This is a genomic window from Serratia sp. JSRIV001 (assembly GCF_019968745.1).
Classification (GTDB): domain Bacteria; phylum Pseudomonadota; class Gammaproteobacteria; order Enterobacterales; family Enterobacteriaceae; genus Chania; species Chania fonticola_B.
On sequence record NZ_CP074147.1, the window covers coordinates 754,452 to 778,281 of the forward strand.

General features: G+C 55.8%; 19 protein-coding genes. 12 read left to right on the top strand and 7 right to left on the bottom strand.

The features are described 5' to 3' along the window. Nucleotides 1-6 precede the first annotated feature (6 nt). From KGP17_RS03380 to yjjJ, 8 genes are all read left to right on the top strand, one after another. Complete coding sequence (locus tag KGP17_RS03380; protein ID WP_223498863.1) at nt 7-1,104, top strand: patatin family protein; 1,098 nt, start codon at nt 7-9, stop codon at nt 1,102-1,104. After that, nucleotides 1,101-1,895 carry a TatD family hydrolase gene (locus KGP17_RS03385; RefSeq protein ID WP_059199643.1) on the top strand — a complete coding sequence of 265 codons (795 nt, stop codon included), beginning with the start codon at nt 1,101-1,103 and terminating at the stop codon, nt 1,893-1,895. The genes KGP17_RS03380 and KGP17_RS03385 overlap by 4 nt, the downstream gene beginning before the upstream one ends. A gap of 177 nt (nt 1,896-2,072) precedes the next feature. Then, nucleotides 2,073-3,350, top strand: a complete 1,278-nt coding sequence (locus tag KGP17_RS03390) for a NupC/NupG family nucleoside CNT transporter (protein WP_059199644.1) — start codon at nt 2,073-2,075, stop codon at nt 3,348-3,350. A 353-nt stretch (nt 3,351-3,703) separates the two neighbouring features. Further along, complete coding sequence (gene deoC / locus KGP17_RS03395) at nt 3,704-4,483, top strand: deoxyribose-phosphate aldolase (protein ID WP_037376682.1); 780 nt, start codon at nt 3,704-3,706, stop codon at nt 4,481-4,483. A gap of 101 nt (nt 4,484-4,584) precedes the next feature. Then, nucleotides 4,585-5,907 (top strand): thymidine phosphorylase, encoded by a 1,323-nt coding sequence (gene deoA, locus KGP17_RS03400; RefSeq protein WP_094982177.1) that lies wholly within the window; start codon nt 4,585-4,587, stop codon nt 5,905-5,907. Between the two features lie 74 nt (nt 5,908-5,981). Next, nucleotides 5,982-7,205, top strand: a complete 1,224-nt coding sequence (gene deoB / locus KGP17_RS03405; RefSeq protein ID WP_021179221.1) for a phosphopentomutase — start codon at nt 5,982-5,984, stop codon at nt 7,203-7,205. 65 nt (nt 7,206-7,270) lie between these two features. Further along, entirely contained in the window at nt 7,271-8,002 is a 732-nt protein-coding gene (deoD, locus tag KGP17_RS03410; protein ID WP_021179222.1) for a purine-nucleoside phosphorylase, read from the top strand. A gap of 136 nt (nt 8,003-8,138) precedes the next feature. Continuing rightward, the gene (yjjJ, locus tag KGP17_RS03415) at nt 8,139-9,482 is read left to right on the top strand and encodes a type II toxin-antitoxin system HipA family toxin YjjJ (protein WP_223498864.1); all 1,344 of its coding nucleotides are present in this window, start codon (nt 8,139-8,141) and stop codon (nt 9,480-9,482) included. Here the strand turns inward: yjjJ and KGP17_RS03420 are convergent. Then, nucleotides 9,479-10,165: a YtjB family periplasmic protein gene (locus KGP17_RS03420; protein ID WP_021179224.1), complete on the bottom strand. Its 687-nt coding sequence runs from the start codon at nt 10,163-10,165 to the stop codon at nt 9,479-9,481. The genes yjjJ and KGP17_RS03420 overlap by 4 nt on opposite strands. Nucleotides 10,166-10,365: 200 nt before the next feature. Between KGP17_RS03420 and serB the strand changes: the two genes are divergently transcribed. Genes serB through nadR form a run of 3 tightly spaced genes read left to right on the top strand, consistent with a single transcriptional unit; the run spans nt 10,366 to nt 14,043 of the window. Then, on the top strand, nt 10,366-11,343 hold the full coding sequence (gene serB, locus KGP17_RS03425) for a phosphoserine phosphatase (RefSeq protein ID WP_179248451.1): 978 nt from the start codon (nt 10,366-10,368) through the stop codon (nt 11,341-11,343). Nucleotides 11,344-11,346: 3 nt separating this feature from the next. Further along, nucleotides 11,347-12,735 (top strand): DNA repair protein RadA, encoded by a 1,389-nt coding sequence (gene radA, locus KGP17_RS03430; RefSeq protein WP_021808023.1) that lies wholly within the window; start codon nt 11,347-11,349, stop codon nt 12,733-12,735. Nucleotides 12,736-12,792: 57 nt separating this feature from the next. After that, nucleotides 12,793-14,043, top strand: coding sequence for a multifunctional transcriptional regulator/nicotinamide-nucleotide adenylyltransferase/ribosylnicotinamide kinase NadR (nadR, locus tag KGP17_RS03435; protein WP_037376678.1), 1,251 nt, complete (start codon nt 12,793-12,795; stop codon nt 14,041-14,043). A 284-nt stretch (nt 14,044-14,327) separates the two neighbouring features. Here nadR and KGP17_RS03440 read toward each other — a convergent pair whose 3' ends face one another. Continuing rightward, nucleotides 14,328-15,329 (bottom strand): zinc-binding alcohol dehydrogenase family protein, encoded by a 1,002-nt coding sequence (locus KGP17_RS03440; RefSeq protein WP_223498865.1) that lies wholly within the window; start codon nt 15,327-15,329, stop codon nt 14,328-14,330. 100 nt (nt 15,330-15,429) lie between these two features. Between KGP17_RS03440 and KGP17_RS03445 the strand changes: the two genes are divergently transcribed. After that, nucleotides 15,430-16,338, top strand: coding sequence for a LysR family transcriptional regulator (locus tag KGP17_RS03445; RefSeq protein WP_059199652.1), 909 nt, complete (start codon nt 15,430-15,432; stop codon nt 16,336-16,338). A 50-nt stretch (nt 16,339-16,388) separates the two neighbouring features. Here KGP17_RS03445 and ettA read toward each other — a convergent pair whose 3' ends face one another. From ettA to KGP17_RS03470, 5 genes are all read right to left on the bottom strand, one after another. Next, nucleotides 16,389-18,056: an energy-dependent translational throttle protein EttA gene (gene ettA, locus KGP17_RS03450; RefSeq protein WP_021179229.1), complete on the bottom strand. Its 1,668-nt coding sequence runs from the start codon at nt 18,054-18,056 to the stop codon at nt 16,389-16,391. A 142-nt stretch (nt 18,057-18,198) separates the two neighbouring features. Then, nucleotides 18,199-18,696 (bottom strand): OmpA family protein, encoded by a 498-nt coding sequence (locus tag KGP17_RS03455; RefSeq protein WP_059199697.1) that lies wholly within the window; start codon nt 18,694-18,696, stop codon nt 18,199-18,201. A 41-nt stretch (nt 18,697-18,737) separates the two neighbouring features. After that, a complete protein-coding gene (locus KGP17_RS03460; RefSeq protein WP_059199698.1) occupies nt 18,738-19,985 on the bottom strand; it encodes a diguanylate cyclase domain-containing protein in 1,248 nt (415 codons plus the stop codon). After that, a complete protein-coding gene (locus KGP17_RS03465; RefSeq protein ID WP_059199699.1) occupies nt 19,982-20,584 on the bottom strand; it encodes a YfiR family protein in 603 nt (200 codons plus the stop codon). The genes KGP17_RS03460 and KGP17_RS03465 overlap by 4 nt, the downstream gene beginning before the upstream one ends. Before the next feature lie 274 nt (nt 20,585-20,858). Then, nucleotides 20,859-23,588, bottom strand: a complete 2,730-nt coding sequence (locus KGP17_RS03470) for a cation-transporting P-type ATPase (RefSeq protein WP_223498866.1) — start codon at nt 23,586-23,588, stop codon at nt 20,859-20,861. Nucleotides 23,589-23,830 lie beyond the last annotated feature (242 nt).

The window sequence follows — 23,830 nt, forward strand, 5'->3', positions numbered from 1 at the left end:
ATAGGGTTGGGATACAGAATACCCATCACGCTCGGGAATATTGAACCCCTGGCGTATAAACCATACCGGCCCGGTAAAATGGCGCTGGTGTGTGAGGGCGGCGGACAGCGCGGTATCTTTACCGCCGGTGTACTGGATGAATTCCAGCGCGCCCGCTTCAACCCTTTTGAGCTGATGATTGGCACCTCTGCCGGCGCGCAGAACCTGTCGGCATTTATTTGTGGCCAGATGGGCTACGCACGGCGGGTGATCACCCGCTACACCACCTCTGCCAATTTCTTCAACCCGCTGCGCTTTGTACGTGGTGGGCATCTTATCGATCTCGATTGGTTGTTGGACATCACCTCGCAACAGTTGCCACTGGCCTTTGACGTGGCGGAGCAACAGTTGGGCGATGGCCGTGAATTTTTGATGTGTGCCTGCCGCAGCGATGACTTTACGCCGGTTTATCTCCCTGCGGCACGGGATAGCTGGTTACCGGCAATCAAGGCCTCCAGCGCCATTCCCGGTTTTTATCGTATGGGCGTAGAGCTGGATGGCATCAGCTATCAGGATGGCGGCATCAGCGATGCTATCCCCGTGGAAGAGGCCTATCGCCGTGGGGCGGATACCATCGTGGTGATCCGCACCGTACCTTCACAGATGGTTTATACGCCGAAGTGGATGAAACGCATGGAGCAATGGCTGGGTGAAAGCAGCCTGCAGCAAATGGTGCGGGTGTTGCAGCATCATGAGCAGAGCTATTTGCGCATCCAGCAATTTATTGAAAAACCTCCCGGTAAACTGCGCATCTTCGAAATATTCCCGCCTAAGCCGCTGGCGAGCAATGCGCTCGGCAGCCGTTTGCCCGCGCTTAATCGCGATTACCATCTGGGCCGCCGTTGTGGGCGCTATTTCCTGGCTACGGTTGGCCACTGGCTGCTGGAGCAGGAAAAGATGGATGGTATGAAGGTGAAAAAGTCGCTCTCGCGTCGTCTGATCCAGCCGGAAACCGTGCGGATGCCTTCGCCGATTATTACCGATGTGCTCAACCCGCAGGGCCATGCCGTGCAACCTGAACTGCCACCAAAAATCATCCTGCCAGGTGACGGAGATGTGCTGTGAGTTACGCCTTTACGGATACCCATTGCCACTTTGATTTCCCGCCTTTTAGCGGGGATGAGCAAGCGAGCCTGGCACTGTCCGCGCAAGCTGGGGTGCAGCAAATTATTGTGCCAGCGGTAACGGCCGATCGCTTTGTGCGTATTCTCAAACTGGCGCGCGAACATACTCCGTTGTTTGCCGCGCTGGGGTTACACCCACTGTATATCGCCCAACACCATGATGAGCAGCTCGAACAACTGGCAGGTTTTCTGGCCAGTAAGCCGCAGAAGCTGGTCGCGGTGGGGGAGATAGGGTTGGATCTGTATATGGCCGAGCCGCAGTTTGAACGCCAACAGGCGTTGCTCAAGGCACAGCTGAAGCTGGCAAAGCAGTATGATCTGCCGGTGATCCTGCACTCTCGCCGTAGCCACGATCAGTTAGCTGCCGCATTGCGTCGTACCGAGGTGCCGCGCCGTGGTGTGGTGCATGGCTTTGCTGGCAGTCTGGCTCAGGCGCAGGCCTTTATTCGCCTCGGTTATTACATTGGTGTAGGCGGCACGATCAGCTACGAGCGGGCGCAGAAAACCCGCCAGGTGATGGCGCAGTTGCCGTTGACCTCGCTGTTGCTGGAAACCGATGCGCCGGACATGCCGTTGGCGGGTTATCAAGGGCAGCCGAACCGACCTGAACGGGCTGCGGAGGTATTTCAGGTACTCTGCCAACTGCGGCCTGAATCTGCCGACGACATTGCCGAACAGCTACAACAAAATAGCCAATCCCTGTTTGCATTAGATCCGTACCTCTCACTTTAAATGTGATTTGAATCACGTTGTGTGATTTTCAGTTACTTCCACTTGTATATATTTGTGACATAAAACGAGTCTCATCCCGCCTCGCTCAGTATAATTGCGTCCCATTATCGCCCTTGGGCAACCCGTTTTATCCTGCGGGTCGGGGGCATTTCTTCTTCGCAACAGGGACATATTCGTATGCAACTCTTCATGAGCCTGGTCGGTATGGTGGTCTTGATCGCCATTGCGGTGCTGCTTTCCAGCAACCGGCGCGCTATTAAACTGCGTACCGTACTCGGCGCGTTTATCATTCAGGTTGGCATTGGCGCGCTAGTGCTCTATGTCCCGATCGGGCGACGTATTCTTGGTGGCATGTCGGAAGGGGTGGCAAACGTCATCGCTTACGGTAACGAGGGCATCTCTTTTATCTTTGGTGGCCTGGTTTCCGACAAAATGTTTGAAGTGTTCGGCGGTGGCGGCTTCGTGTTCGCCCTGCGCGTGTTACCGGTGATTGTGTTCTTCTCCTCGCTGATTGCGGTGCTCTATTACCTGGGCATCATGCAGGTGGTGATCAAGCTCCTCGGCGGTGGTTTACATAAGCTGTTGGGTACTTCGCGGACGGAATCGCTGTCAGCCACGGCCAATATTTTTGTGGGGCAGACCGAAGCGCCGCTGGTGGTGCGCCCTTATATCGCCACCATGACCCAGTCGGAACTGTTTGCCGTGATGTGCGGCGGCCTGGCTTCGGTAGCCGGTTCCGTGCTGGCGGGCTATGCCCAGATGGGGGTACCGTTGGAATACCTGATCGCCGCTTCCTTTATGGCCGCGCCGGGTGGGCTGTTGTTTGCCAAACTGATGGTGCCGGAAACCGAAAATACCCAAGACCGAGCCGATGCGATGAAGCTGATCGCCGAAGATGACCGCCCGGCCAACGTCATCGACGCTGCTGCCTCGGGTGCGGCATCCGGTATGCAGTTGGCGCTGAACGTGGGGGCGATGCTGTTGGCATTTATCGCTCTGATCGCGTTGCTTAACGGTATTCTTGGCGGTATTGGTGGCTGGTTCGATTTCCCACAGCTGTCGCTGGAGCTGATCCTGGGCTGGGTGTTCTCGCCAATCGCGTTCCTGATTGGTGTGCCTTGGAGTGAAGCGATGGTGGCCGGTTCGTTTATCGGGCAGAAGGTGATCGTTAACGAATTCGTGGCCTACATGAACTTTGGTGCCTACCTGCGTCCAGATGACGTGGTGGCTGCTGAGGGTCTACAGGTGTTGTCACAGCACACCAAGGCGATCATCTCCTTCGCGCTGTGTGGGTTTGCCAACCTGTCTTCCGTAGCGATCCTGCTGGGTGGTCTAGGCAGCATGGCACCAGGCCGTCGTCACGACATTGCTCGTTTCGGGTTGAAAGCGGTGGCAGCCGGTACCTTATCCAACCTGATGAGTGCCACCATCGCCGGATTCTTCCTGGCGTTGTAAGCTATACTTGGTATCAACAACCAGGCTCCTGAAGGGGCCTGGTTGCCTGCCAACAGGGCATTCGCCTGATGACCGCCGTCTCTTTAGTGAATTTGTGAACAATATCGCGTTATTTTGTGATGATCTTCACATATAATTCAGTCCTGTTACAGTGCTATCCTGTGTAGTGTGAATCAGAGCACAAATATGCCAGAGTGATCGTGTTCAAATGGCGATTGCTGGCTATGCGAAAATCGAAGGGCTATGTGCGGTGAGAAGGATCTCAGTTGCTGGCGTGGGAAGACTATCCCGCGCGCTATCTTCAAGGAACCAAGTCCGCTCGCCAACATCAGAATGCTCAGTTGGAGAGTTTTATGACCGAATTAACCGCAGCAGCGCAACGCGCGCTGAACCTGATGGATTTAACCACGCTGAACGAAGATGACACCGACGAGAAAGTGATCGCGTTGTGTCGTCAGGCGAACAGCCCGGCAGGCCATACTGCCGCCATCTGCATCTATCCGCGTTTTATCCCGATTGCCCGCAAAACGCTGCGTGAGCAGGGGACGCCAGATATCCGTATCGCCACCGTCACCAACTTCCCCCATGGCAATGATGATATCGACATCGCCGTGGCAGAAACCCGTGCGGCCATCGCCTACGGTGCCGATGAAGTTGACGTGGTATTCCCTTACCGTGCCCTGATGGCCGGTAACGAGGAAGTCGGGTTTGAGCTGGTCAAACAGTGCAAGCAGGCCTGCGCCGCTGCCAACGTGCTGCTGAAAGTGATCATCGAAACCGGTGAGCTGAAGCAGGCGGAACTGATCCGTAAAGCCTCCGAGATCTCTATCAAGGCTGGTGCTGATTTTATCAAGACTTCTACCGGTAAGGTGCCGGTCAACGCCACGCTGGAAAGCGCTGAGCTGATGATGACCGTGATCCGTGATATGGGCGTAGGCAAAACCGTTGGCTTCAAGCCAGCCGGTGGCGTGCGTACCGCTGAAGATGCTCAACAGTATCTGCAACTTGCCGGGCGTCTGCTGGGAGAAGACTGGGCCGACGCGCGCCACTTCCGCTTTGGTGCTTCGAGCCTGTTAGCCAGCCTGCTGACCACGCTGGGGCATAGCACCCAAGCCGCTGGTAACGGTTACTGATTTTCTCTCACGTCTTGTTGTGTTGGGGCTGCCAAGCGGCCCCGTTAACGCAGCGCGCAGGCGTATCGAATGACTCTATTTAGCTAAAACAGGGGGCTACTTTGTTCTTGGCACAAGAAATAATCCGTAAAAAACGTGACGGGCAACCGTTGAGCGAAGCTGAGATCCGCTTCTTCATTAACGGCATTCGCGATAACGTGGTGTCAGAAGGGCAGATTGCTGCGCTGGCGATGACCATCTATTTCCACGACATGACCATGCCAGAGCGTGTGGCGCTGACCATGGCAATGCGTGATTCCGGCACGGTGCTGGACTGGAAAAGCCTGTCGCTGAACGGCCCGATTGTGGATAAACACTCTACCGGCGGCGTGGGCGACGTGACTTCGCTGATGCTTGGCCCGATGGTGGCAGCCTGTGGCGGCTACGTACCGATGATTTCAGGCCGTGGTCTGGGCCACACTGGCGGTACGCTGGACAAACTGGAAGCGATCCCAGGTTTTGATATTTTCCCGGATGACAACGCGTTCCGTAAGATCATCAAAGACGTTGGCGTGGCGATTATCGGCCAGACCAGTTCACTGGCTCCGGCAGACAAGCGTTTCTACGCGACGCGCGATATCACCGCTACCGTCGACTCCATTCCGCTGATCACCGGCTCTATTCTGGCTAAGAAACTGGCCGAAGGGCTGGATGCGTTGGTGATGGACGTGAAGGTTGGCAGCGGAGCCTTTATGCCGACCTACCAGCTTTCTGACGATTTGGCCCAGGCGATCGTGGGCGTTGCGAACGGTGCCGGTTGCAAGACGACCGCGCTGTTGACCGATATGAACCAGGTGCTGGCTTCCAGCGCCGGTAATGCGGTCGAAGTGCGTGAAGCGGTACGCTTCCTGACCGGGGAGTATCGCAATCCGCGTCTGCTGGAAGTGACCATGGCGTTGAGCGTGGAAATGCTGCTGTCTGGCGGCCTGGCTACCGACGATGCTGACGCTCGTGCCAAACTGCAGGCGGTGCTGGATAACGGCAAAGCGGCGGAAATCTTTGGCCGCATGGTGGCGGCACAGAAAGGCCCAAGCGATTTTATCGAGCGTTACGACAGCTATCTGCCAGCCGCGACGTTAACCAAGCCGGTTTATGCCGAGAAACCAGGTATCATTAACGCGATGGATACCCGTGCTCTGGGTATGGCGGTGGTGTCACTGGGCGGTGGCCGTCGTCGTGCGACCGACAGCATCGACTACAGCGTGGGCCTGACCGATGTGGCCCGCCTGGGCGACACTGTCGATACGCAGCGTCCATTGGCGGTTATCCATGCCAACGACGAAGAAAGCTGGCAGCAGGCGGCAGATGCGGTACGCAGCGCGATGGTTCTGGGCGACAAAGCGCCAGAAGTCACGCCGGTGGTTTACAAACGCATCACCGAATAACCTCTGTCTAAAGAATCAGGAGTGGCAGCGGCCTTTTCGCTGTCGCCCTCAGCGTGAATACGCAGGAGAGTATGATGAAACGTACATTTATTATGGTATTAGACTCATTCGGCATTGGCGCGAGTGAAGATGCCAAAAGCTTTGGTGATGAAGGTTCCGATACCCTTGGCCATATCGCTGCTGCCTGTGCGCGCGGCGAAGCCAACGTGGGCCGTAGCGGCCCGCTGACCCTGCCAAACCTGAGCCGTTTGGGCTTGGGCAAAGCGGCGGAAGAATCGACCGGCAAGTTCCCGGAAGGGTTGGATAAAGACGCTGAAATCATCGGTGCTTACGGCCATGCCAGCGAGCTTTCCTCCGGTAAAGATACGCCATCAGGTCACTGGGAAATTGCCGGTGTGCCAGTCTTGTTCGACTGGGGCTATTTCTCGGACGAGCACAACAGCTTCCCGCAGGAACTGCTGGACAAGCTGGTGGCGCGTGCCAACCTGCCAGGCTACCTCGGTAACTGCCATTCATCCGGTACCGTGATCCTGGATCAACTGGGCGAAGAGCATATGAAAACCGGCAAGCCGATTTTCTACACCTCTGCGGACTCGGTGTTCCAGATTGCCTGCCATGAAGAGACTTTCGGCCTGGATCGCCTGTACGAGCTGTGTGAGATCGCTCGTGAAGAGTTGACCGAAGGTGGCTACAACATCGGCCGTGTGATTGCCCGTCCGTTCCTGGGGAATAAGCCAGGTGAGTTCCAGCGTACCGGTAACCGTCACGATCTGGCCGTGGAACCCCCGGCTCCAACCGTGCTGAAAAAGCTGGTAGATGAGAAGGGTGGCGAAGTGGTTTCCATCGGTAAGATTGCCGATATCTATGCCAACGTAGGGATCACCAAGAAGGTGAAAGCTACCGGGATCGACGCCCTGTTCGACGCCACCTTGATCGAGATGGAAAAAGCCGGTGACAACACCATCGTGTTCACCAACTTTGTTGATTTCGACTCCTCCTACGGCCACCGCCGTGACGTGGCTGGCTATGCTGCCGCGCTGGAGCTGTTCGACCGCCGTCTGCCAGAGCTGCTGAAGCTGGTGAAAGGGGATGACATCATCATCTTCACCGCTGACCACGGCTGCGACCCGACCTGGCCAGGCACCGACCACACCCGTGAGCACATCCCGGTTCTGGTCTATGGCCCGAAAGTCAAACCAGGTTCGCTGGGGCATCGCGAAACCTTCGCCGATATCGGCCAGACCGTCGCCAGCTATTTTGGCGTATCGCCGATGGATTACGGCAAATCCATGTTTTAATATCGCTTTAATGACGCTGGCCTTGATGCCAGCGTCTTTATTTCAATGAATTGAGGGAAGTGATTATGGCAACGCCACATATTAATGCTGAGATGGGTGATTTCGCTGATGTAGTGCTGATGCCGGGGGATCCGCTGCGGGCAAAATATATCGCAGAAACCTTCCTGGAAGGCGCAGTGGAAGTGAACAACGTGCGTGGCATGTTGGGTTTCACCGGCACCTACAAAGGTCGTAAAATCTCGGTAATGGGCCACGGCATGGGCATCCCATCCTGCTCTATCTATGCGCGTGAACTGATTGCCGAGTTTGGCGTGAAGAAAATCATCCGTGTCGGCTCTTGTGGCGCCGTGCGTGATGACGTCAAACTGCGTGATGTGGTGATCGGCATGGGGGCTTGTACCGATTCCCAGGTTAACCGTATGCGCTTCAAAGGCCACGACTATGCGGCCATTGCGGATTTCGACATGGTGCGTAATGCGGTAGACGCTGCGGCTGCTCAGGGCATCCCTGCACGCGTGGGTAATATCTTCTCCGCCGATCTGTTCTACACGCCAGATCCGGATATGTTCCAGGTGATGAAGAAGTACGGCATCCTGGGCGTAGAGATGGAAGCGGCAGGCATCTACGGCGTGGCCGCAGAGCTGTATGAAGAGTTTGGTAGCACGGCGTTGACCATCTGCACCGTTTCCGACCATATCCTGCGTCACGAGCAGACCACTGCTGCTGAGCGTCAGACCACCTTTAACGAGATGATCGTTATCGCGCTGGAATCTGTCCTGCTGGGCGACAAAGCGTAATGACCTCGCGGGCGCAGCACGCTGCGCCCCATTTTATCTATTCACCCTTATACCAACCTTTCTAGCTAATTCTTTACCTTTCCGCTAATTAGCGCTATTACTCTATTCATCTATCTATTCACTAATCTATTCAGCGATGAGCACAGTCGAAAAAATTCTGCGTAATGGACCCGCTTCTTCCCGGGAACTGACTGCCGCATTGGGGATCAGCCAACCCACGCTGTCGCGCCGTATCCGCGATTTGGCAAGATCGGTTCTGGTCATCGACAAAGGCAGATCCACGCGTTATGCGCTCAGGCGGGAGGTGGCTGGTGAGTCGCATTTCCCACTGTATCAAATCGATAAGCTGGGTAAGGCGCATCTGTTTGCCACGCTCTATTCCCTCTATCCGGCAGACAGCTGCGCGGTGTTCGATGAACAAAGCGGTAAGTGGCAGTTGTATGATGGTTTGCCTTGGTATCTGAACGATCTGCGCCCGGTAGGTTTTCTTGGCCGCGCCTGGGGGAAAGCCGTTGCACGGCAGCTAAAGTTGCCGGAAGACGTTCTGCAATGGAATGAAGAACAGCGCCTGGTAGCGCTTTGTCATTATGGTGAGGATATGAGTGGCGATCTGTTGCCGGGCGCAGAGAGTTATCAGCGTTGGTTAACGCGTGCGGCTGAAATCCCGGTACCGATGGCGGGCAAGGCCAAGTATTACGCTACGCTGTCTGCACGCGCATTAGCGGGGGAACTGATTGGTTCTTCTGCCGGTGGCGAGCAGCCCAAGTTTAGTGCCTATGCCGAACTGTCGGGAGGTCGCCGAAGTCATGTGTTGGTGAAGTTCAGTACGGTACCGGACAACGCCATTGCGCAACGCTGGAGCGATTTGCTAATCGCAGAGTCATTGGCATTACAAGTGGTTGCAGAGGCCGGGTTGTGTTCCGCACCGACAACGGTGCTGTTTGGCGATAACCAACAGTGTTTTTTGGAGATCGAACGATTTGATCGTATTGGTGAACATGGGAGAGTCGCTCTGGTTTCACTGGAAGCGTTGGATGCCGAGTTTAGCGGCAGCGGCGGGGCTAACTGGGTCACCGCAGCGGAAAAGCTATTGCAGCAGGGGATCATCGATCATCAAACCTGGAAAACAATCGGTCTATATTGGGCATTTGGCAGGCTGATCGCCAATAGCGATATGCACCAGGGGAATCTATCGTTCCTGCGTACGGAGCAGTGGCCGATGGTATTGGCTCCGTTGTATGACATGTTGCCGATGGCGTTTGCCCCTGCCAATAGCGGTAATATGCGAAAAACAGCGGTGGAAATCAGATTGGGCAATGAGGTCAACGGCCCCATTTGGCGGCAGGCCGAGTTGATGGCGGTTGAATTCTGGCAGCGTACGGCACAACATCCGCAGATCAGCGAATCGTTCCGGGCCATTGCTGCTCAAATGCGGGTACAGCTTCAGACGCTGAACGATCGTATTCAGCGCTTGGCTTAATCTTTCTTTGTCTCTTCCTGCTCTGCCGGTTTCTCGTCATCACCATCATCTACCGTGTTACCTTCTGCCAGCGGCGTGTTGGCGGTTAGCAGGTATGGCGACTGCTGCCAGCGGCTGCGGCGGCCTTGCAACAGGGTACGGGCCAAAATAATGCCGATGGCCAGCGCCAGCAGGATCATCAGGCGCAGCAGGTTGGTGGTGTTATCCACCTGTTTGGATTCGGTGGCCAGCACGTGAGTATCCAGCGTTACGCGGATAAAGCCCAGCGGGCCATCTTTGCCCTGGATTGACTCGACAAGCTGGTGGTTGAAGTAGCTACCCGCGCGTTTGCCATCCAGCGCCAGGCGATCGCGCACGCTAATCTGCTCGCCGGAATGGGCGATCAGGGTGCCGTCCAATTGATAGACGCTGGCGTCCAGAATACGGCTGTGATCGGTCAACTGCGTGAGAATGCGCTCAACCTGCTGATTGTCTATGTCGCTGTCGCCATCCATCAGCGGAGTCAGGCTAAAAGCCACCTGCTTGGTCAAGGTTTGTGCCAATTCTTCGACCTGTTCCGATCGCGCCATTTGGTGGCTCAGGCTAAAATAGGAGGCACCTTGCATCAACAGCACCAGCAACGCCAGGCAAATCAGGATAATCGCGGTGCGATGCAGGCGGAATTTCAGTTTAGCTTTAGCCATTAGGCTTCCTTTAGGGCGGTCATCCGGGAGTCACGATTGACCACCTGGCTGTGCGGTACCGGGATGTACCAATACCGCGAGCGCAGCGATGCGCTAGAGCGGCCAACTAGAGATTCATAGGGTAATATGTTGCCAGAAGCAATGGCGATAGGATAGCTTGATGCGTCGTTTTATCATGCAGTGTTATTCAGGAGTTAAGGATGCCAAATAGTCTGACCTATTGCGATCTCCCCGCTGAGATCTCTCAATGGCCGGGGTTGCCTCTTTCGTTGAGCGGTGACGAAGTCATGCCGCTGGACTATCGGGCGGGCCACACCGGTTGGCTACTATATGGCAGAGAACTGGATAAAGAGCGTATTACTCAGTTCCAGCGCAAGCTGGGTGCCGCGATGGTGATCGTGACGGCCTGGGCGGTGGAAGATTATCAGGTGGTTCGCCTGGCGGGCACGCTAACTGCGCGCGCCAAACTGTTGGCGAACGAAAGCGGGTTAGACGTTGCTCCACTGGGCAAAATCCCTAACCTGCGCAAGCCGGGCCTGTTGGTGATGGATATGGACTCGACGGCGATCCAGATTGAGTGCATCGACGAAATCGCCAAGTTGGCCGGGGTGGGTGAGCAGGTCAGTGAAGTGACCGAACGCGCGATGCGTGGCGAACTCGATTTCACCGCTAGCCTGCGCCAACGCGTGGGTACGTTGAAAGGGGCTGATGCCAATATCCTCAAGCAGGTGCGTGATGAATTGCCGTTGATGCCTGGGTTGACCAGCCTGGTGCGCAAGCTGCAGGCGCTCGACTGGCACGTCGCCATTGCCTCCGGCGGCTTTACCTATTATGCCGAGTACCTGCGTGACAAGCTCAAGCTGGTGGCCGTAGCCGCCAATGAACTGGAGATCCGCGACGGTAAGCTGACCGGCGAGGTGCTGGGGCCGATCGTGGATGCGCAGTTCAAGGCAGATACTTTGGTGGCGCTGGCAGAGAAGCTGGGGATCCCACCGCAGCAAACCGTAGCGATCGGCGACGGTGCCAACGATTTGAAAATGCTGCAGGTGGCCGGGCTGGGTATTGCCTATCACGCGAAGCCTAAGGTCTATGAGAAGGCGCAGGTCTCGATCCGCCATGCCGATCTGCTGGGAGTGCTCTGTGTGCTCTGCGGCAGTTTGAAACACGATGTGAGGTAAGCTGTGGCAAAAGCAGTAAAGCGGGCATTTGTCTGTAATGAATGCGGCGCTGATTATCCGCGCTGGCAGGGGCAATGCAGTGCCTGTCAGGCCTGGAACACCATTACAGAAGTGCGCCTGGCTTCAGTCTCCTCTTCCGCTGCTCGTAGCGAGCGTTTAAGCGGCTATGCGGGCGATGCCGGTATCAGCAAGGTGCAGAAGCTTTCGGACATCAGTCTGCAAGAGCTGCCGCGTTTCTCTACCGGCTTTCTGGAATTTGACCGCGTACTGGGCGGCGGCGTGGTGCCGGGCAGTGCGATCCTGATCGGCGGTAACCCCGGCGCGGGGAAAAGTACGCTGCTGTTGCAGGTGCTGTGCAAACTCGCCGAGCAGATGAAAACCCTGTACGTCACCGGTGAAGAGTCGCTGCAACAGGTCGCGATGCGTGCCCATCGTCTTGGGTTGCCCACCGGCGGCCTTAACATGCTGTCGGAAACCAGTATCGAGCAGATCTGCCTGATCGCCGAGCAGGAGCAACCACGGCTGATGGTGATCGACTCGATCCAGGTCATGCATATGGCGGATATCCAGTCATCGCCAGGCAGCGTGGCGCAGGTGCGCGAAACGGCGGCCTATCTCACCCGCTTTGCTAAAACTCGCGGCGTGGCGATCGTGATGGTTGGTCACGTCACCAAAGATGGCTCGCTGGCCGGGCCGAAAGTCCTCGAACACTGTATCGACTGTTCGGTGTTGTTGGATGGCGATGCCGATTCCCGTTTCCGTACGCTGCGCAGCCATAAAAACCGTTTTGGTGCGGTCAACGAGCTGGGCGTGTTCGCCATGACCGAGCAGGGGCTGCGTGAGGTGAGTAACCCTTCCGCGATCTTCCTCAGCCGGGGTGATGAAGTGACCTCTGGCAGTTCGGTGATGGTGGTCTGGGAAGGTACCAGGCCACTGCTGGTTGAGATCCAGGCGCTGGTCGATCACTCGATGATGTCTAACCCGCGCCGCGTTGCCGTGGGCCTGGAACAGAACCGTTTGGCAATCTTGCTGGCGGTGTTGCACCGCCACGGTGGCTTGCAGATGTCCGACCAAGACGTTTTTGTCAACGTGGTAGGCGGCGTCAAGGTTAGCGAAACCAGTGCCGATCTGGCATTGCTGTTGGCGTTGGTCTCCAGCCTGCGCGACCGCCCATTGCCTAACGATCTGGTGGTGTTTGGCGAAGTGGGGCTGGCAGGGGAAATCCGCCCGGTGCCTAGCGGCCAGGAGCGTATTTCCGAAGCGGCCAAACACGGTTTCAAGCGGGCGATCGTGCCACATGCCAACGTGCCGAAGAAACCACCGGCCAATATGCAGGTATTCGGCGTCAAGAAGCTGGCGGATGCGCTGGACGTGCTGGAACAGTTTTATTAATTGCCGCCCGCTGCGCGGAATATGCTATTTTGTTTAGCATAATAAACGGGAGGGTTTATGCGGCAGTTCGATTACCTCAAGGCAGCGATTAAGCAACAGGGATGTACCTTACAGCAGGTAGCTGATGCCAGTAGCATGACTAAAGGCTACCTCAGCCAGCTGTTGAATGACAAAATCAAAAGCCCGAGCGCGCAGAAGCTGGAGGCCCTGCACCGTTTCCTGGGGCTGGAATTCCCGCGTCGGGAGAAGAAAGTCGGCGTGGTGTTTGGTAAATTTTACCCGCTGCATACCGGCCATATCTATCTGATCCAGCGCGCCTGTAGCCAGGTTGACGAGCTGCATGTGATCCTGTGCCACGATGAACCGCGCGATCTGTTGCTGTTCGAGAACAGCTCCATGTCACAGCAGCCGACGGTCAGCGATCGTCTGCGCTGGCTGTTGCAGACCTTTAAATACCAGAAAAATATCCATATTCACTCTTTCGACGAAAAGGGCATCGAACCTTACCCGCACGGCTGGGACGTGTGGAGCAACGGCGTGAAGAGCTTTATGGAGCAAAAGGGCATCGTCCCGAGCTTTATCTATTCCAGCGAAGAGCTGGATGCCCCTCGTTACCGCGAACATCTTGGGATTGAAACCATCCTGGTGGATCCCGAACGGTCCTTTATGAACATCAGCGGTAGCCAGATCCGACAGGATCCATTCCGCTATTGGGACTATATCCCGACCGAAGTGAAGCCGTTCTTTGTGCGCACGGTGGCGATCCTGGGCGGCGAATCCAGCGGTAAGTCAACGCTGGTCAACAAACTGGCGAACATCTTCAACACCACCAGCGCCTGGGAATATGGCCGTGACTACGTCTTCTCCCACCTCGGGGGTGACGAGATGGCGTTGCAGTATTCCGACTATGACAAGATCGCGCTTGGGCAGGCCCAGTACGTGGATTTTGCGGTGAAATACGCCAATAAAGTGGCGTTTATCGACACCGACTTTGTCACCACGCAGGCGTTCTGTAAAAAGTATGAAGGGCGGGAGCACCCGTTCGTTCAGGCGTTGATCGACGAATACCGTTTCGATCTGGTGATCCTGCTGGAGAACAATACCCCTTGGGTGGCCGACGGCTTGCGCAGCCTGGGTAGCCCGGTCGATCGCAAGGCGTTTCAATATTTGTTGGAAGAGATGCTGCACGCCAATAACATCGAATATGCTCACGTAGAGTCGAGCGATTACGAGGAGCGTTTCTTGCGCTGTGTCGAGCTGGTGCAGCAACTGCTGGCGGCGGATGCCAGCCGCTTGGTGAAGTTTTAGGGACGTTTTAGGCTGGTAAATGTCGATGTAGTGGCGATGTAGTGCCCCTCACCCTAACCCTCTCCCACAGGGAGAGGGAACCGATCGAGTGTGTTTGAAATTGTCGTGACTCACCTTTAATGGGGAGGCGATCGAGTTTGCCAAGATGTTCTCTTCACTTCCAAACGAGCAGAGGCTATCAGCTCCCTCTCCCTGTGGGAGAGGGTTGGGGTGAGGGGGCCATCGCTTAAATATCATGTATATAGCAATTTATTAATACCTGATAAATCGACCTTTCCACTAACTTAGTAAGTTATCACCAGCTTGCCCTGCATATGCCCATCCAACAGCTTGGCATGCGCGGCGGTCAACGTATCCACCGTCAGCCCCTGTAGCGTTTCGCTCAGCGTGGTGGTCAATTTACCCTCATCGAGCAATTGCGCCACCTGTTTGAGGATCTCCCCTTGCTGGGCAATATCCGGCGTGGTGAACATGCTGCGGGTAAACATGAATTCCCAATGCAGCGCTGCGCTTTTCAGTTTCAGCGCATTTTGATCCAGCGGTTGGCTGTTCTCGACGATGGTGCAGATATGGCCGAGCGGGGCGACCAGATCGCTGATGGCTTGCCAGTGGCCGTCGGTATCGTTCAAGCACAGGATATAATCCACGCTCTCAATCCCTTCCTTGGCCAGGTTGCCTTTCAGGTCGCGGTAATCCACCACCAGTTCAGCACCCCGTTCGCGGCACCAGGCGGCCGATTCCGGGCGAGAGGCCGTAGCGATGACTTTCACCTTGCTACGCTGTGCCGCCAAGGGGATCGCCAGCGAGCCGACGCCACCGGCTCCGCCGATGATCAGCAGCGTTTTACCGGCAGCCGCATGCTGAATATTCAGGTGTTCAAACAGGGCTTCCCACGCGGTAAGCGCGGTCAGCGGCATCGCGGCGGCTTGCGCCCAGTCCAGGCTGGCCGGTTTATGTGCCACGATACGTGAGTCAATCAGCTGATGGGTGCTGTTGCTGCCCGGACGGGTAATATCCCCGGCATACCACACCTCATCGCCGGGTTTGAACCCGCTAACGCTGCTGCCCACTTCGAGCACCACGCCGCTGGCATCCCAGCCTAGAATACGTGGCTGCTGCAAACCCTTCTTTTGCAGGCCTGCATGAACCTTGGTATCGACCGGGTTAACGGAAACGGCTTTCACTTCCACCAGCAGATCGTATTGACCCGGTGCGGGTTTTTCTGGAGCGATCTCGATAAAACCGGCTGGATTTTTCGGATCGACGGCAATGGCTTTGATTAACATAATTGTGCTCCTTCGCATGAATAGTTCCAGTGTAGACCCTGAGGAGTAGAGTGATAAGATGGACAATAACTAACTAAGTGTTCGTCTGAGGTGAACAATTATGTTCAAGCAGTTGCAGGATATGGCGTTGTTTGCGCTGGTGGCGGAGTGCGGCAGTTTTACGGCGGCAGCCAAACGGGCCGGGCTGCCTAAATCCAGCGTTAGCCAGCGTGTCAGCCAGTTGGAACAAAAGCTCGGTCTGCGCTTGCTCAACCGCACCACCCGGCAGTTAAATTTGACCTTTGCCGGTGAGCGCTATCTTGAACATTGTCAGGAGATGCTCTCTGCTGCCGAACGGGCCGATCTGGCCTTGCAGCGCTTACGCGATAACCCCAGTGGCCGTCTACGCATCTCCACGCCTGCCGGGCTGGGGGCGACGTTGCTTCCGCGTCTGGCGGCAGATTTTCAGCGCCAATATCCGGATGTCTCGTTGGAAGTGTCAGTGTCGGATGCCATGGTGGATATGGTGCAGGAGGGCTTTGATGCGGCATTGCGTACCGGCAGGCCGCAGGATTCCTCGTTGATTGGCCGCCGTCTGGGGCATGCTCCCCGTTATTTGTTGGCTGCACCGGAGTATCTGGCCCAACATCCGCCATTGCTGCATCCGCAGCAGTTGCAGCAGCATCTTTGCATCGCTCACCGCGCCTGGCCCGCCTGGATATTGCGCCGGGGTGAGGAGTACTACCGTTGGCAATTGCCGCTGCGGCATACCACCGATAATCTGTTATATGCGCGCGAATGTGCCATTTTGGGGGCGGGCATTACACTGTTGCCCGCGTTTCTCAGCCGCGAAGTGGTCGCGCAAAAGCAGTTGGTGGAAGTGTTGCCGCAGTGGCAGGCCGAAGGGAATGAACTGTATCTGGTTTACCCGAGCCGTAAGCTTAATTCCCCGGCGCTAGCCTGTTTTATCGATGTCGTGATCCAGCATCCGGTCTTTGTGGATTATGCGCAGGCGCTGGATTGGGGATAACAAAAAGCCCGCAAAATGCGGGCTTGAGAGCATAGATAGCCAACCGGATGTTACTTGGTGACTTTCTTGTACTTGATACGGCGAGGTTCCAGTGCATCGGCACCCAGAGTACGTTTTTTGTACTCTTCGTATTCGGTAAAGTTGCCTTCGAAGAACTCTACCTTGCCTTCATCCTGATAGTCCAGAATGTGGGTGGCAATACGGTCGAGGAACCAACGGTCGTGCGAGATCACCATCGCACAGCCCGGGAACTCCAGCAGGGCGTTTTCTAGCGCGCGCAGGGTTTCGATATCCAGGTCGTTGGTGGGTTCGTCGAGCAGCAGTACGTTGCCGCCAACCTGCAGCAGCTTGGCCAGATGCAGACGGCCACGTTCACCGCCAGACAGTTCGCCCACGCGTTTGCCTTGATCGACGCCCTTGAAGTTAAAGCGGCCAACGTAGGCACGGCTTGGCATTTCGGTGTTGCCCACGCGCATGATGTCCTGGCCGCCGGAAACTTCTTCCCACACGGTTTTGGAGTTATCCATGCTGTCGCGGAACTGATCGACCGAGGCCAGCTTGACGGTATCGCCCAGCACGATGCTGCCGGAATCAGGTTGTTCCTGGCCGGACATCATACGGAACAGTGTGGATTTACCCGCGCCGTTCGGGCCGATGATGCCAACGATGGCACCCTTAGGGACCGCGAAGGTGAGATCTTCGATCAGCAGGCGGTCGCCGTAGGATTTACGCAGATTGTTAACTTCAACCACTTTATCGCCCAGGCGGGTGCCAGGTGGGATAAACAGTTCGTTGGTTTCGTTACGTTTCTGATATTCGGTGCTGTTAAGTTCTTCAAAGCGTGCCAGGCGGGCCTTGCCCTTGGACTGACGGCCTTTGGCACCTTGACGCACCCACTCCAGCTCTTTCTCGATCGACTTGCGGCGAGCGGCTTCGGTTGAGGCTTCTTGCGCCAGACGAGCGTCTTTCTGCTCCAGCCAGGAAGAGTAGTTACCTTCCCACGGAATACCTTCGCCACGGTCCAGCTCCAGGATCCAGCCAGCCACGTTATCGAGGAAGTAACGGTCGTGGGTGATCGCCACTACGGTGCCTTCGAAGTCGTGCAGGAAGCGTTCCAGCCAGGCCACGGATTCGGCATCCAGGTGGTTGGTCGGTTCGTCCAGCAGCAGCATGTCTGGTTTTTCCAGCAGCAGGCGGCACAGCGCTACGCGGCGGCGCTCACCACCGGAAAGGTTGGCGATTTTTGCGTCCCACTCCGGCAGGCGCAGTGCATCGGCGGCGCGCTCCAGCTGGGTGTTGAGGTTGTGACCATCGTGAGCCTGAATGATCTCTTCCAGGCGGCCCTGCTCAGCGGCCAGCTTGTCGAAGTCGGCCCCTTCTTCAGCGTACAGGGCGTACACTTCATCAAGGCGCTTGAGGGCACCGACCACTTCTGCCATCGCTTCTTCAACCGACTCGCGGACGCTGTGCTCCATATTGAGCTGCGGTTCCTGCGGCAGATAGCCGATCTTGATGCCCGGCTGCGGGCGAGCTTCCCCTTCGATATCGGTATCGATGCCGGCCATAATGCGCAGCAGGGTAGACTTACCGGAACCGTTCAGGCCCAGTACGCCAATTTTGGCCCCAGGGAAGAAACTCAGGGAAATGTTTTTCAGAATATGACGCTTCGGCGGAACTACTTTGCCGACGCGGTGCATGGTATAGACGTATTGAGCCACGTTGCTCCGAGCCTCTCTATCAGTTTTTATAGGATGTCTGGCGGCCTGAGTGTAGCCCGTTTCAGCACCGGTTCCCAGATCCCCTATGACGATCGCCAAGTATAACCGCTAATGCTCACCATTAGGTGAACTTTGCTGTTTCTTAAGGGGTGACGACGATCGCCACGCGACGGTTTTCAGCACGCCCGCTGGAGGTGGCGTTACTGGCTACCGGTTGGCGTTTACCCATGCCGCGAGTTTCTATATTGGCACGCGGGATGCCGACACCAGCCAGGACATCGGCCACGGCGTTGGCGCGGCGCAGTGAAAGCTGGTCGTTGTAGCTGTCTTCACCGTAGTTATCGGTGTGGCCGTCCAGGCGGAATTGCACGATGTCTACGCTCTTCAGCGCCTTGCCCATCTTCTCGACAATCTCGGTACTTTGCGGGCTCAATTTACCGACGTTGTTACCGAACAGCACCTTGTCGGAAAAACCAAACTCCCAACCGTTTTCGGTCAGTTTGAACCCCTGTGCCTGCAGTAAAGCGATCTGTTCTGCCGTCAGCCCTTGTGGTTTGCTCTGGCAGCCTGCCAGCGTGAGCAAGGTGATAAACACTAATGCCAGTAGGGAAAAAGACCGTTTAAAATTTTGCTGTAACATTGATTTTTCTCTTTTTGGTTGTTTGAGACCCGGTGCTGACGCTATTTGCGCATCGCTAACCGCCAGCCTCCATGGGACAGGTGTTTTGCCCGGTACATTGCGTCATCCGCTTCGTGCAGCAGTTCCTGAGTGGTAGAGGCATGTTCAGGGTAAAATGCGATGCCGATACTCAGTGCGGCGATCACTCTTTCCTTGTTGGGCAACACAATGGGTTGTTGCATACACTCGATGATGATGTCGGCAATCGGCAGCACATCGTTGGTGTCTTTGAGCGGTGCCAGCAGGATGGCGAATTCATCGCCCCCCATCCGGGCGACCAGATCGTGCTTGCGCAACCTGCTGCGCAGGCGTTCTGCGATGGTGATCAAGACGGTATCACCGGCAGCATGGCCATGGTTATCGTTCACCTCCTTGAAACGATTGCCGTCGATAAACAGTACCGCCAGCTTTTCATCGGGTTCGAGCTCTGACAGCGCGCGGCCCAACTGAGCTTCAAAGAAGGCCCGGTTTGGCAACCCGGTCAGGCTGTCGTGGGTGGCTTGGTGGGTTAATGCGTCATTTTCTTGTTGCAGGTGCTGTTGCCAGGCTTCGATTTCATCCAGCAGGCCGTTAAAATCACAGCTCAGTTCGTGCAGTTCGGCAATCGGTGCTGAAGGCACCCGCAGTTCGAAAGTCCGATCGCGACGTACCGTATGGGCAACATTGGTGATATCGTCCAAGGAGGTCACGATCCCTCTGAGCATTCTGCGGGAAAGTATCAGGGCGCACAATGTACTGAGCATCAGGCAGGCAATCATGCCTACCATGCCGCGCAGCAAGAATTTCAGCAGACTGCTGCCATTGCCGGTCAGCCAGACCAGGCCTATCTGTTTGCCTTCACGGGCAATGGGCAAAACCACCGCTTCCGGCAAGATCCAGCGGGCCACCATCTGTTCCAACCCATGCAATGGGCTATCCGCTGGGTGGCTCCAACTGGCCAAAGCGACACCCTGCATATTCAGGATTTTAGCCTCTGACACTTCTTCGTTGGAAGCGATCAGCATCAACGCTTCGCGAGCGGCGGGGCGGTCTTCAAACACCACGGCGGCTTCAGCGGTATAACTGATCGAGCGGGCAATCAGATGCAGGTTATGGTTGGCATAGGCTCGAAGGGCAAACAGCGCAAGCAACGTCAGGAAGATCCCTGCGGCACCGACGGCGATCAACGCCAGACTCAGGTTCATCCGTTGCAGCACTTGGCCCAGCGTAGGGCGAGAGGTAGCCGAACCTTTGTGACCTAACAGTTTCATTGCGGCGGCCCCTTTTTACGCGCCAACTGCAGCACGTTAGGGTGAACACGCACGCCACTGCGCGCCAGTGAGTCCAGATTCACTTTAAAACCCGCCTGATCGTTGCTGATTTGCAAACAAAAGGCACTGCCAACAGCACATTCCATATCCTTTTCGCTGATGCTGAGGATCGAGTGACCCGAAATCCGGTGGAAGAAATCTTGTTTCTGGGCGTCATTAACGTCGCCCAAATACACTACATCGCAGCTAGTTGCCAACTGCGGATTATCTATCTCGATCCGCAAGGTTTTGATTGGCTGCGGTGCTGTCAGCAACACTGGGTCGAACAGACCTTCGGCATACTGGACAGGCGCAGTCACGCACAAGCGGATCGGATCAGGTTTGGCGGGCCAGCGAGCATAGCTGATAATCCCCACCACCACGGTGGTGACGGTATGAATGCGTTTTTGGTAGGGATCTTGTGTATCAGCCCCGGCCAAGCTGGGAAACGTCAACAGAGCCAGCAGCAGTATCGGTAACATGCGACGCGATCGGACCGGGTTGCTACATAAACCCAGTGTCCTGACAGCCAACTTCCTGGCCTTTATCGACATCTTCATTTGCCATTCCTGCCTACGGCCGGCTTGATGGCACGGCAGTCTGATACTAAATAATTGAGCCTAGTCGAAAAGGGTAAAACTTTGCCGCGTACCATCAATCGCACTACCAAAAAAGCATAACCTGACCGTCTTGAGGGCGAATTGTATTATAAGAGCAGTTTGTTGTGCGCTTTATGCTCGTTTTTATGAGATTTTTCCTAGGTATTTTTAACGTTATAAAACGCCCGGCAGGGTTTGCCGGGCGTTTTAGTGAAAATTGCGAGTCCTAAGGTGCTTATAATAACGTTTTTCTGCTCGCTTTGATGCGGTTAATCACCCATTTTTCTACTTCCACGATCAGGAATAGCGCAATGGCTATCATCAGCGTCACGCCCCAATAGAACAGCGGCAGCGGCGCGGTGCCAAACAGCGCGTTCATAAACGGCAGATAAATGATGGCCATCTGTAGCAGTAACAACACGCCACTGACCAACCACAGGCCCTTATTGAGGAACAATTGGCGGTTGAGCGGGAAGCGGTCTGCGGTACGGCAGTTGAACATGTAAACCCACTGCGCGGTGACCAGGGTTTGCAGCAGCACGGTGCGGATCAGCTCGCTGCTGTAGCCGCGTGGCGCCATCCAGGCTTCCAATGCGAAGGCGCTGATGGCGATCAGCACGCCGACGAAGCCGATGCGCCAGATAGCGTGCAGATCCAACACGTTGCTGCCCGGCATCCTTGGTTTACGGTGCATCAGCCCTTTTTCGGCGGGCTCATAGGCCAGGCCAAAGGATAGGGTAGTGGAGGTGGCCATGTTCATCCACAGGATCTGGATGGGCGTCAGCGGCAGCATGGCACCAGCCAGAATGGCGATGATGATCAGCAGGCCCTGTGCCAGGTTGGTCGGCAGCACGAACAGGATGGTTTTCTTCAGGTTGTCGTAAACACGGCGGCCTTCTTTTACCGCGCTGGCGATGGTGGCGAAGTTATCGTCGGTCAGCACCATATCGGCGGCTTCTTTAGTGACCTCGGTGCCTTTGATCCCCATGGCGATACCCACGTCGGCCTGTTTCAACGCTGGTGCATCGTTGACGCCGTCGCCGGTCATCCCTACCACGCCGCCTTTATCCTGCAGCGCTTTTACCAGACGTAGCTTATGTTCCGGGCTGGTACGGGCAAAGATATCGTAGTGCACGGCGGCTTCAGCCAACGCCTGGTCATCCATATGTTCCAGCTCGGAGCCGGTGATAGAATCCTGGCTGTTGCCAATTCCCAGCATGGCACCGATGGCCATGGCCGTTTTCTGGTGATCGCCGGTGATCATCTTCACGCGGATCCCCGCTTGCTGACATTCGGCGATGGCTGCGACCGCTTCAGGACGTGGTGGATCCATCACACCAGCGATACCGATAAACACCATCTGCTGGCGGATATCGCCGTGATCCAGTTCCACTTCGCCGTCTGGCGTCGTTTTACTGGCGGCGGCCACCATGCGTAAACCTTGCTCGGCGAAGCGCGACATCTCCGCTTCCCAGTAGCCGAGGCGGAAGGGCTGGATGCCGGAATCGGTCAGTTCGAACTCGCACAGTGAGAACAACACGTCTGGCGCACCGGTAAGGAACACCTGATTTTTGCCTGCGACCTGGCTACGTACCGCCATGTATTTGTAACTGGAGTCGAACGGGATTTTAGCCAGTTGGCGTGCTTCACCAATCGCTAATCCAGCTTTCATCGCCAGCACCTTCAATGCGCCTTCCGTCGGGCTGCCGGTGACCAGCCAACGGCCGCTGTCATCCTGCTTGACCTGGCTGTCGTTACACAGGATGATCGCGGTAATGAACTGCGCTAACGGTGGGATATCTTGAACTTGTGCTGGTTTGTTACTGTCGGCAAAGAAAATGCCGCCAACCGGTTCATAGCTTTCCCCTTCCACACGGTAGGCATGGTCAGCCATGATGACGTTTTTTGCCGTCATTTCGTTCATGGTCAGCGTGCCGGTCTTGTCCGAGCAGATCACCGTCATCGAGCCCAAGGTTTCTACCGTAGGCAGTTTGCGGATAATCGCGCGGTTACGTGCCATCGACTGCACGCCCAGGGACAAGATAATGGAAATGATGGCAGGCAGACCTTCGGGTACCGAGGCCACCGCCAGGCTGATCAGCGCCACCAGCAGCTCACCGAGCGGCATATCACGCATCGTGAAGGCAAACACGAACAGCAACACCATCATCACCAGGATCAGGATGAAGATGTTTTTGCCCAGGCGATCCATCTGTTGCAGTAACGGGGTGCGCTGGGTCTTAACGGTCGAGATCATCTCGCTGATGTGGCCGAGTTCGGTATAGCCGCCAGTTGCGATAACCACGCCCTTGGCATTCCCGGCGCTGATAGTGGTACCGGAGAACAACAGGTTGGTGCGATCGCCAATCATTACTTCATCAGGGATAGCGTCGGTTTGCTTCGAGACCACGGTAGATTCGCCGGTCAAGATGGCCTCTTCAACCTGAAGGTTGTGAGATTCCAGTAACCGCAGGTCGGCGGGAATTTTATCGCCAGGGCGCAATAATACGATATCCCCCGGGACCAAATCTTCCGCATTCACGGTGTGGTTAATTCCGTCTCGTACCACAATAGCCTGGCTGGAAAGCATATTCTTAATGCCTTTCAGCGATTTCTCTGCGCTGTTTTCCTGCACAAATCCGATAAGGGCATTGATCACGGCAACGCAAAGAATAACCACCGTATCGATCCAATGCCCCATAATGCCTTTGAGGAAGGCGGCGGCCAGCAGAATATAAATCAGCACATCGTTAAAGTGGGCAATAAAGCGCATAAAGGCGCTTTTGCCTGCCTGCTCCGGCAGGGCGTTGGGGCCAAACTTCTTCAGCCGTTCGGCGGCTTCCTGTTCGCTTAGGCCTTGTTGCTGAACGTTTAAATGCTGAAGCGTTTGTTCAATATCGTATTGATACCAGGCTTTTTCCGGCTTGGGCGGCGCTTGGTATTCAGTGGGGGAATGTTTTGGCATGGAGTGCCTCTCCTTAAAGTCGTTCGAATCTAAGTCCCCATCTGTGTCGGCAGCCCTTTTGCCGGGTTGATATTCCATTGTTTTCTGTCACACAGACGTTAAAGGTAGTCATTTTCAGTTAGTGGGTGGCCAATTATCTGCCGCGTGATAGTAAATAATCGCAAACTTGAGTTTTTGATCTGAGATAATAAAAACAAAGTAATAGGAATTGTTTTAATCAGTGAGAAAATGTTTCTCTATTA

Coding starts and splice junctions, on each gene's coding strand:
- KGP17_RS03390 (WP_059199644.1), top strand. CDS start 2,073: ATGCAACTCTTCATGAGCCTGGTCGGTATGGTGGTCTTGATCGCCATT.
- deoC (WP_037376682.1), top strand. CDS start 3,704: ATGACCGAATTAACCGCAGCAGCGCAACGCGCGCTGAACCTGATGGAT.
- deoB (WP_021179221.1), top strand. CDS start 5,982: ATGAAACGTACATTTATTATGGTATTAGACTCATTCGGCATTGGCGCG.
- deoD (WP_021179222.1), top strand. CDS start 7,271: ATGGCAACGCCACATATTAATGCTGAGATGGGTGATTTCGCTGATGTA.
- yjjJ (WP_223498864.1), top strand. CDS start 8,139: ATGAGCACAGTCGAAAAAATTCTGCGTAATGGACCCGCTTCTTCCCGG.
- KGP17_RS03420 (WP_021179224.1), bottom strand. CDS start 10,165: ATGGCTAAAGCTAAACTGAAATTCCGCCTGCATCGCACCGCGATTATC.
- serB (WP_179248451.1), top strand. CDS start 10,366: ATGCCAAATAGTCTGACCTATTGCGATCTCCCCGCTGAGATCTCTCAA.
- nadR (WP_037376678.1), top strand. CDS start 12,793: ATGCGGCAGTTCGATTACCTCAAGGCAGCGATTAAGCAACAGGGATGT.
- KGP17_RS03440 (WP_223498865.1), bottom strand. CDS start 15,329: ATGTTAATCAAAGCCATTGCCGTCGATCCGAAAAATCCAGCCGGTTTT.
- KGP17_RS03445 (WP_059199652.1), top strand. CDS start 15,430: ATGTTCAAGCAGTTGCAGGATATGGCGTTGTTTGCGCTGGTGGCGGAG.
- KGP17_RS03455 (WP_059199697.1), bottom strand. CDS start 18,696: ATGTTACAGCAAAATTTTAAACGGTCTTTTTCCCTACTGGCATTAGTG.
- KGP17_RS03460 (WP_059199698.1), bottom strand. CDS start 19,985: ATGAAACTGTTAGGTCACAAAGGTTCGGCTACCTCTCGCCCTACGCTG.
- KGP17_RS03465 (WP_059199699.1), bottom strand. CDS start 20,584: ATGAAGATGTCGATAAAGGCCAGGAAGTTGGCTGTCAGGACACTGGGT.
- KGP17_RS03470 (WP_223498866.1), bottom strand. CDS start 23,588: ATGCCAAAACATTCCCCCACTGAATACCAAGCGCCGCCCAAGCCGGAA.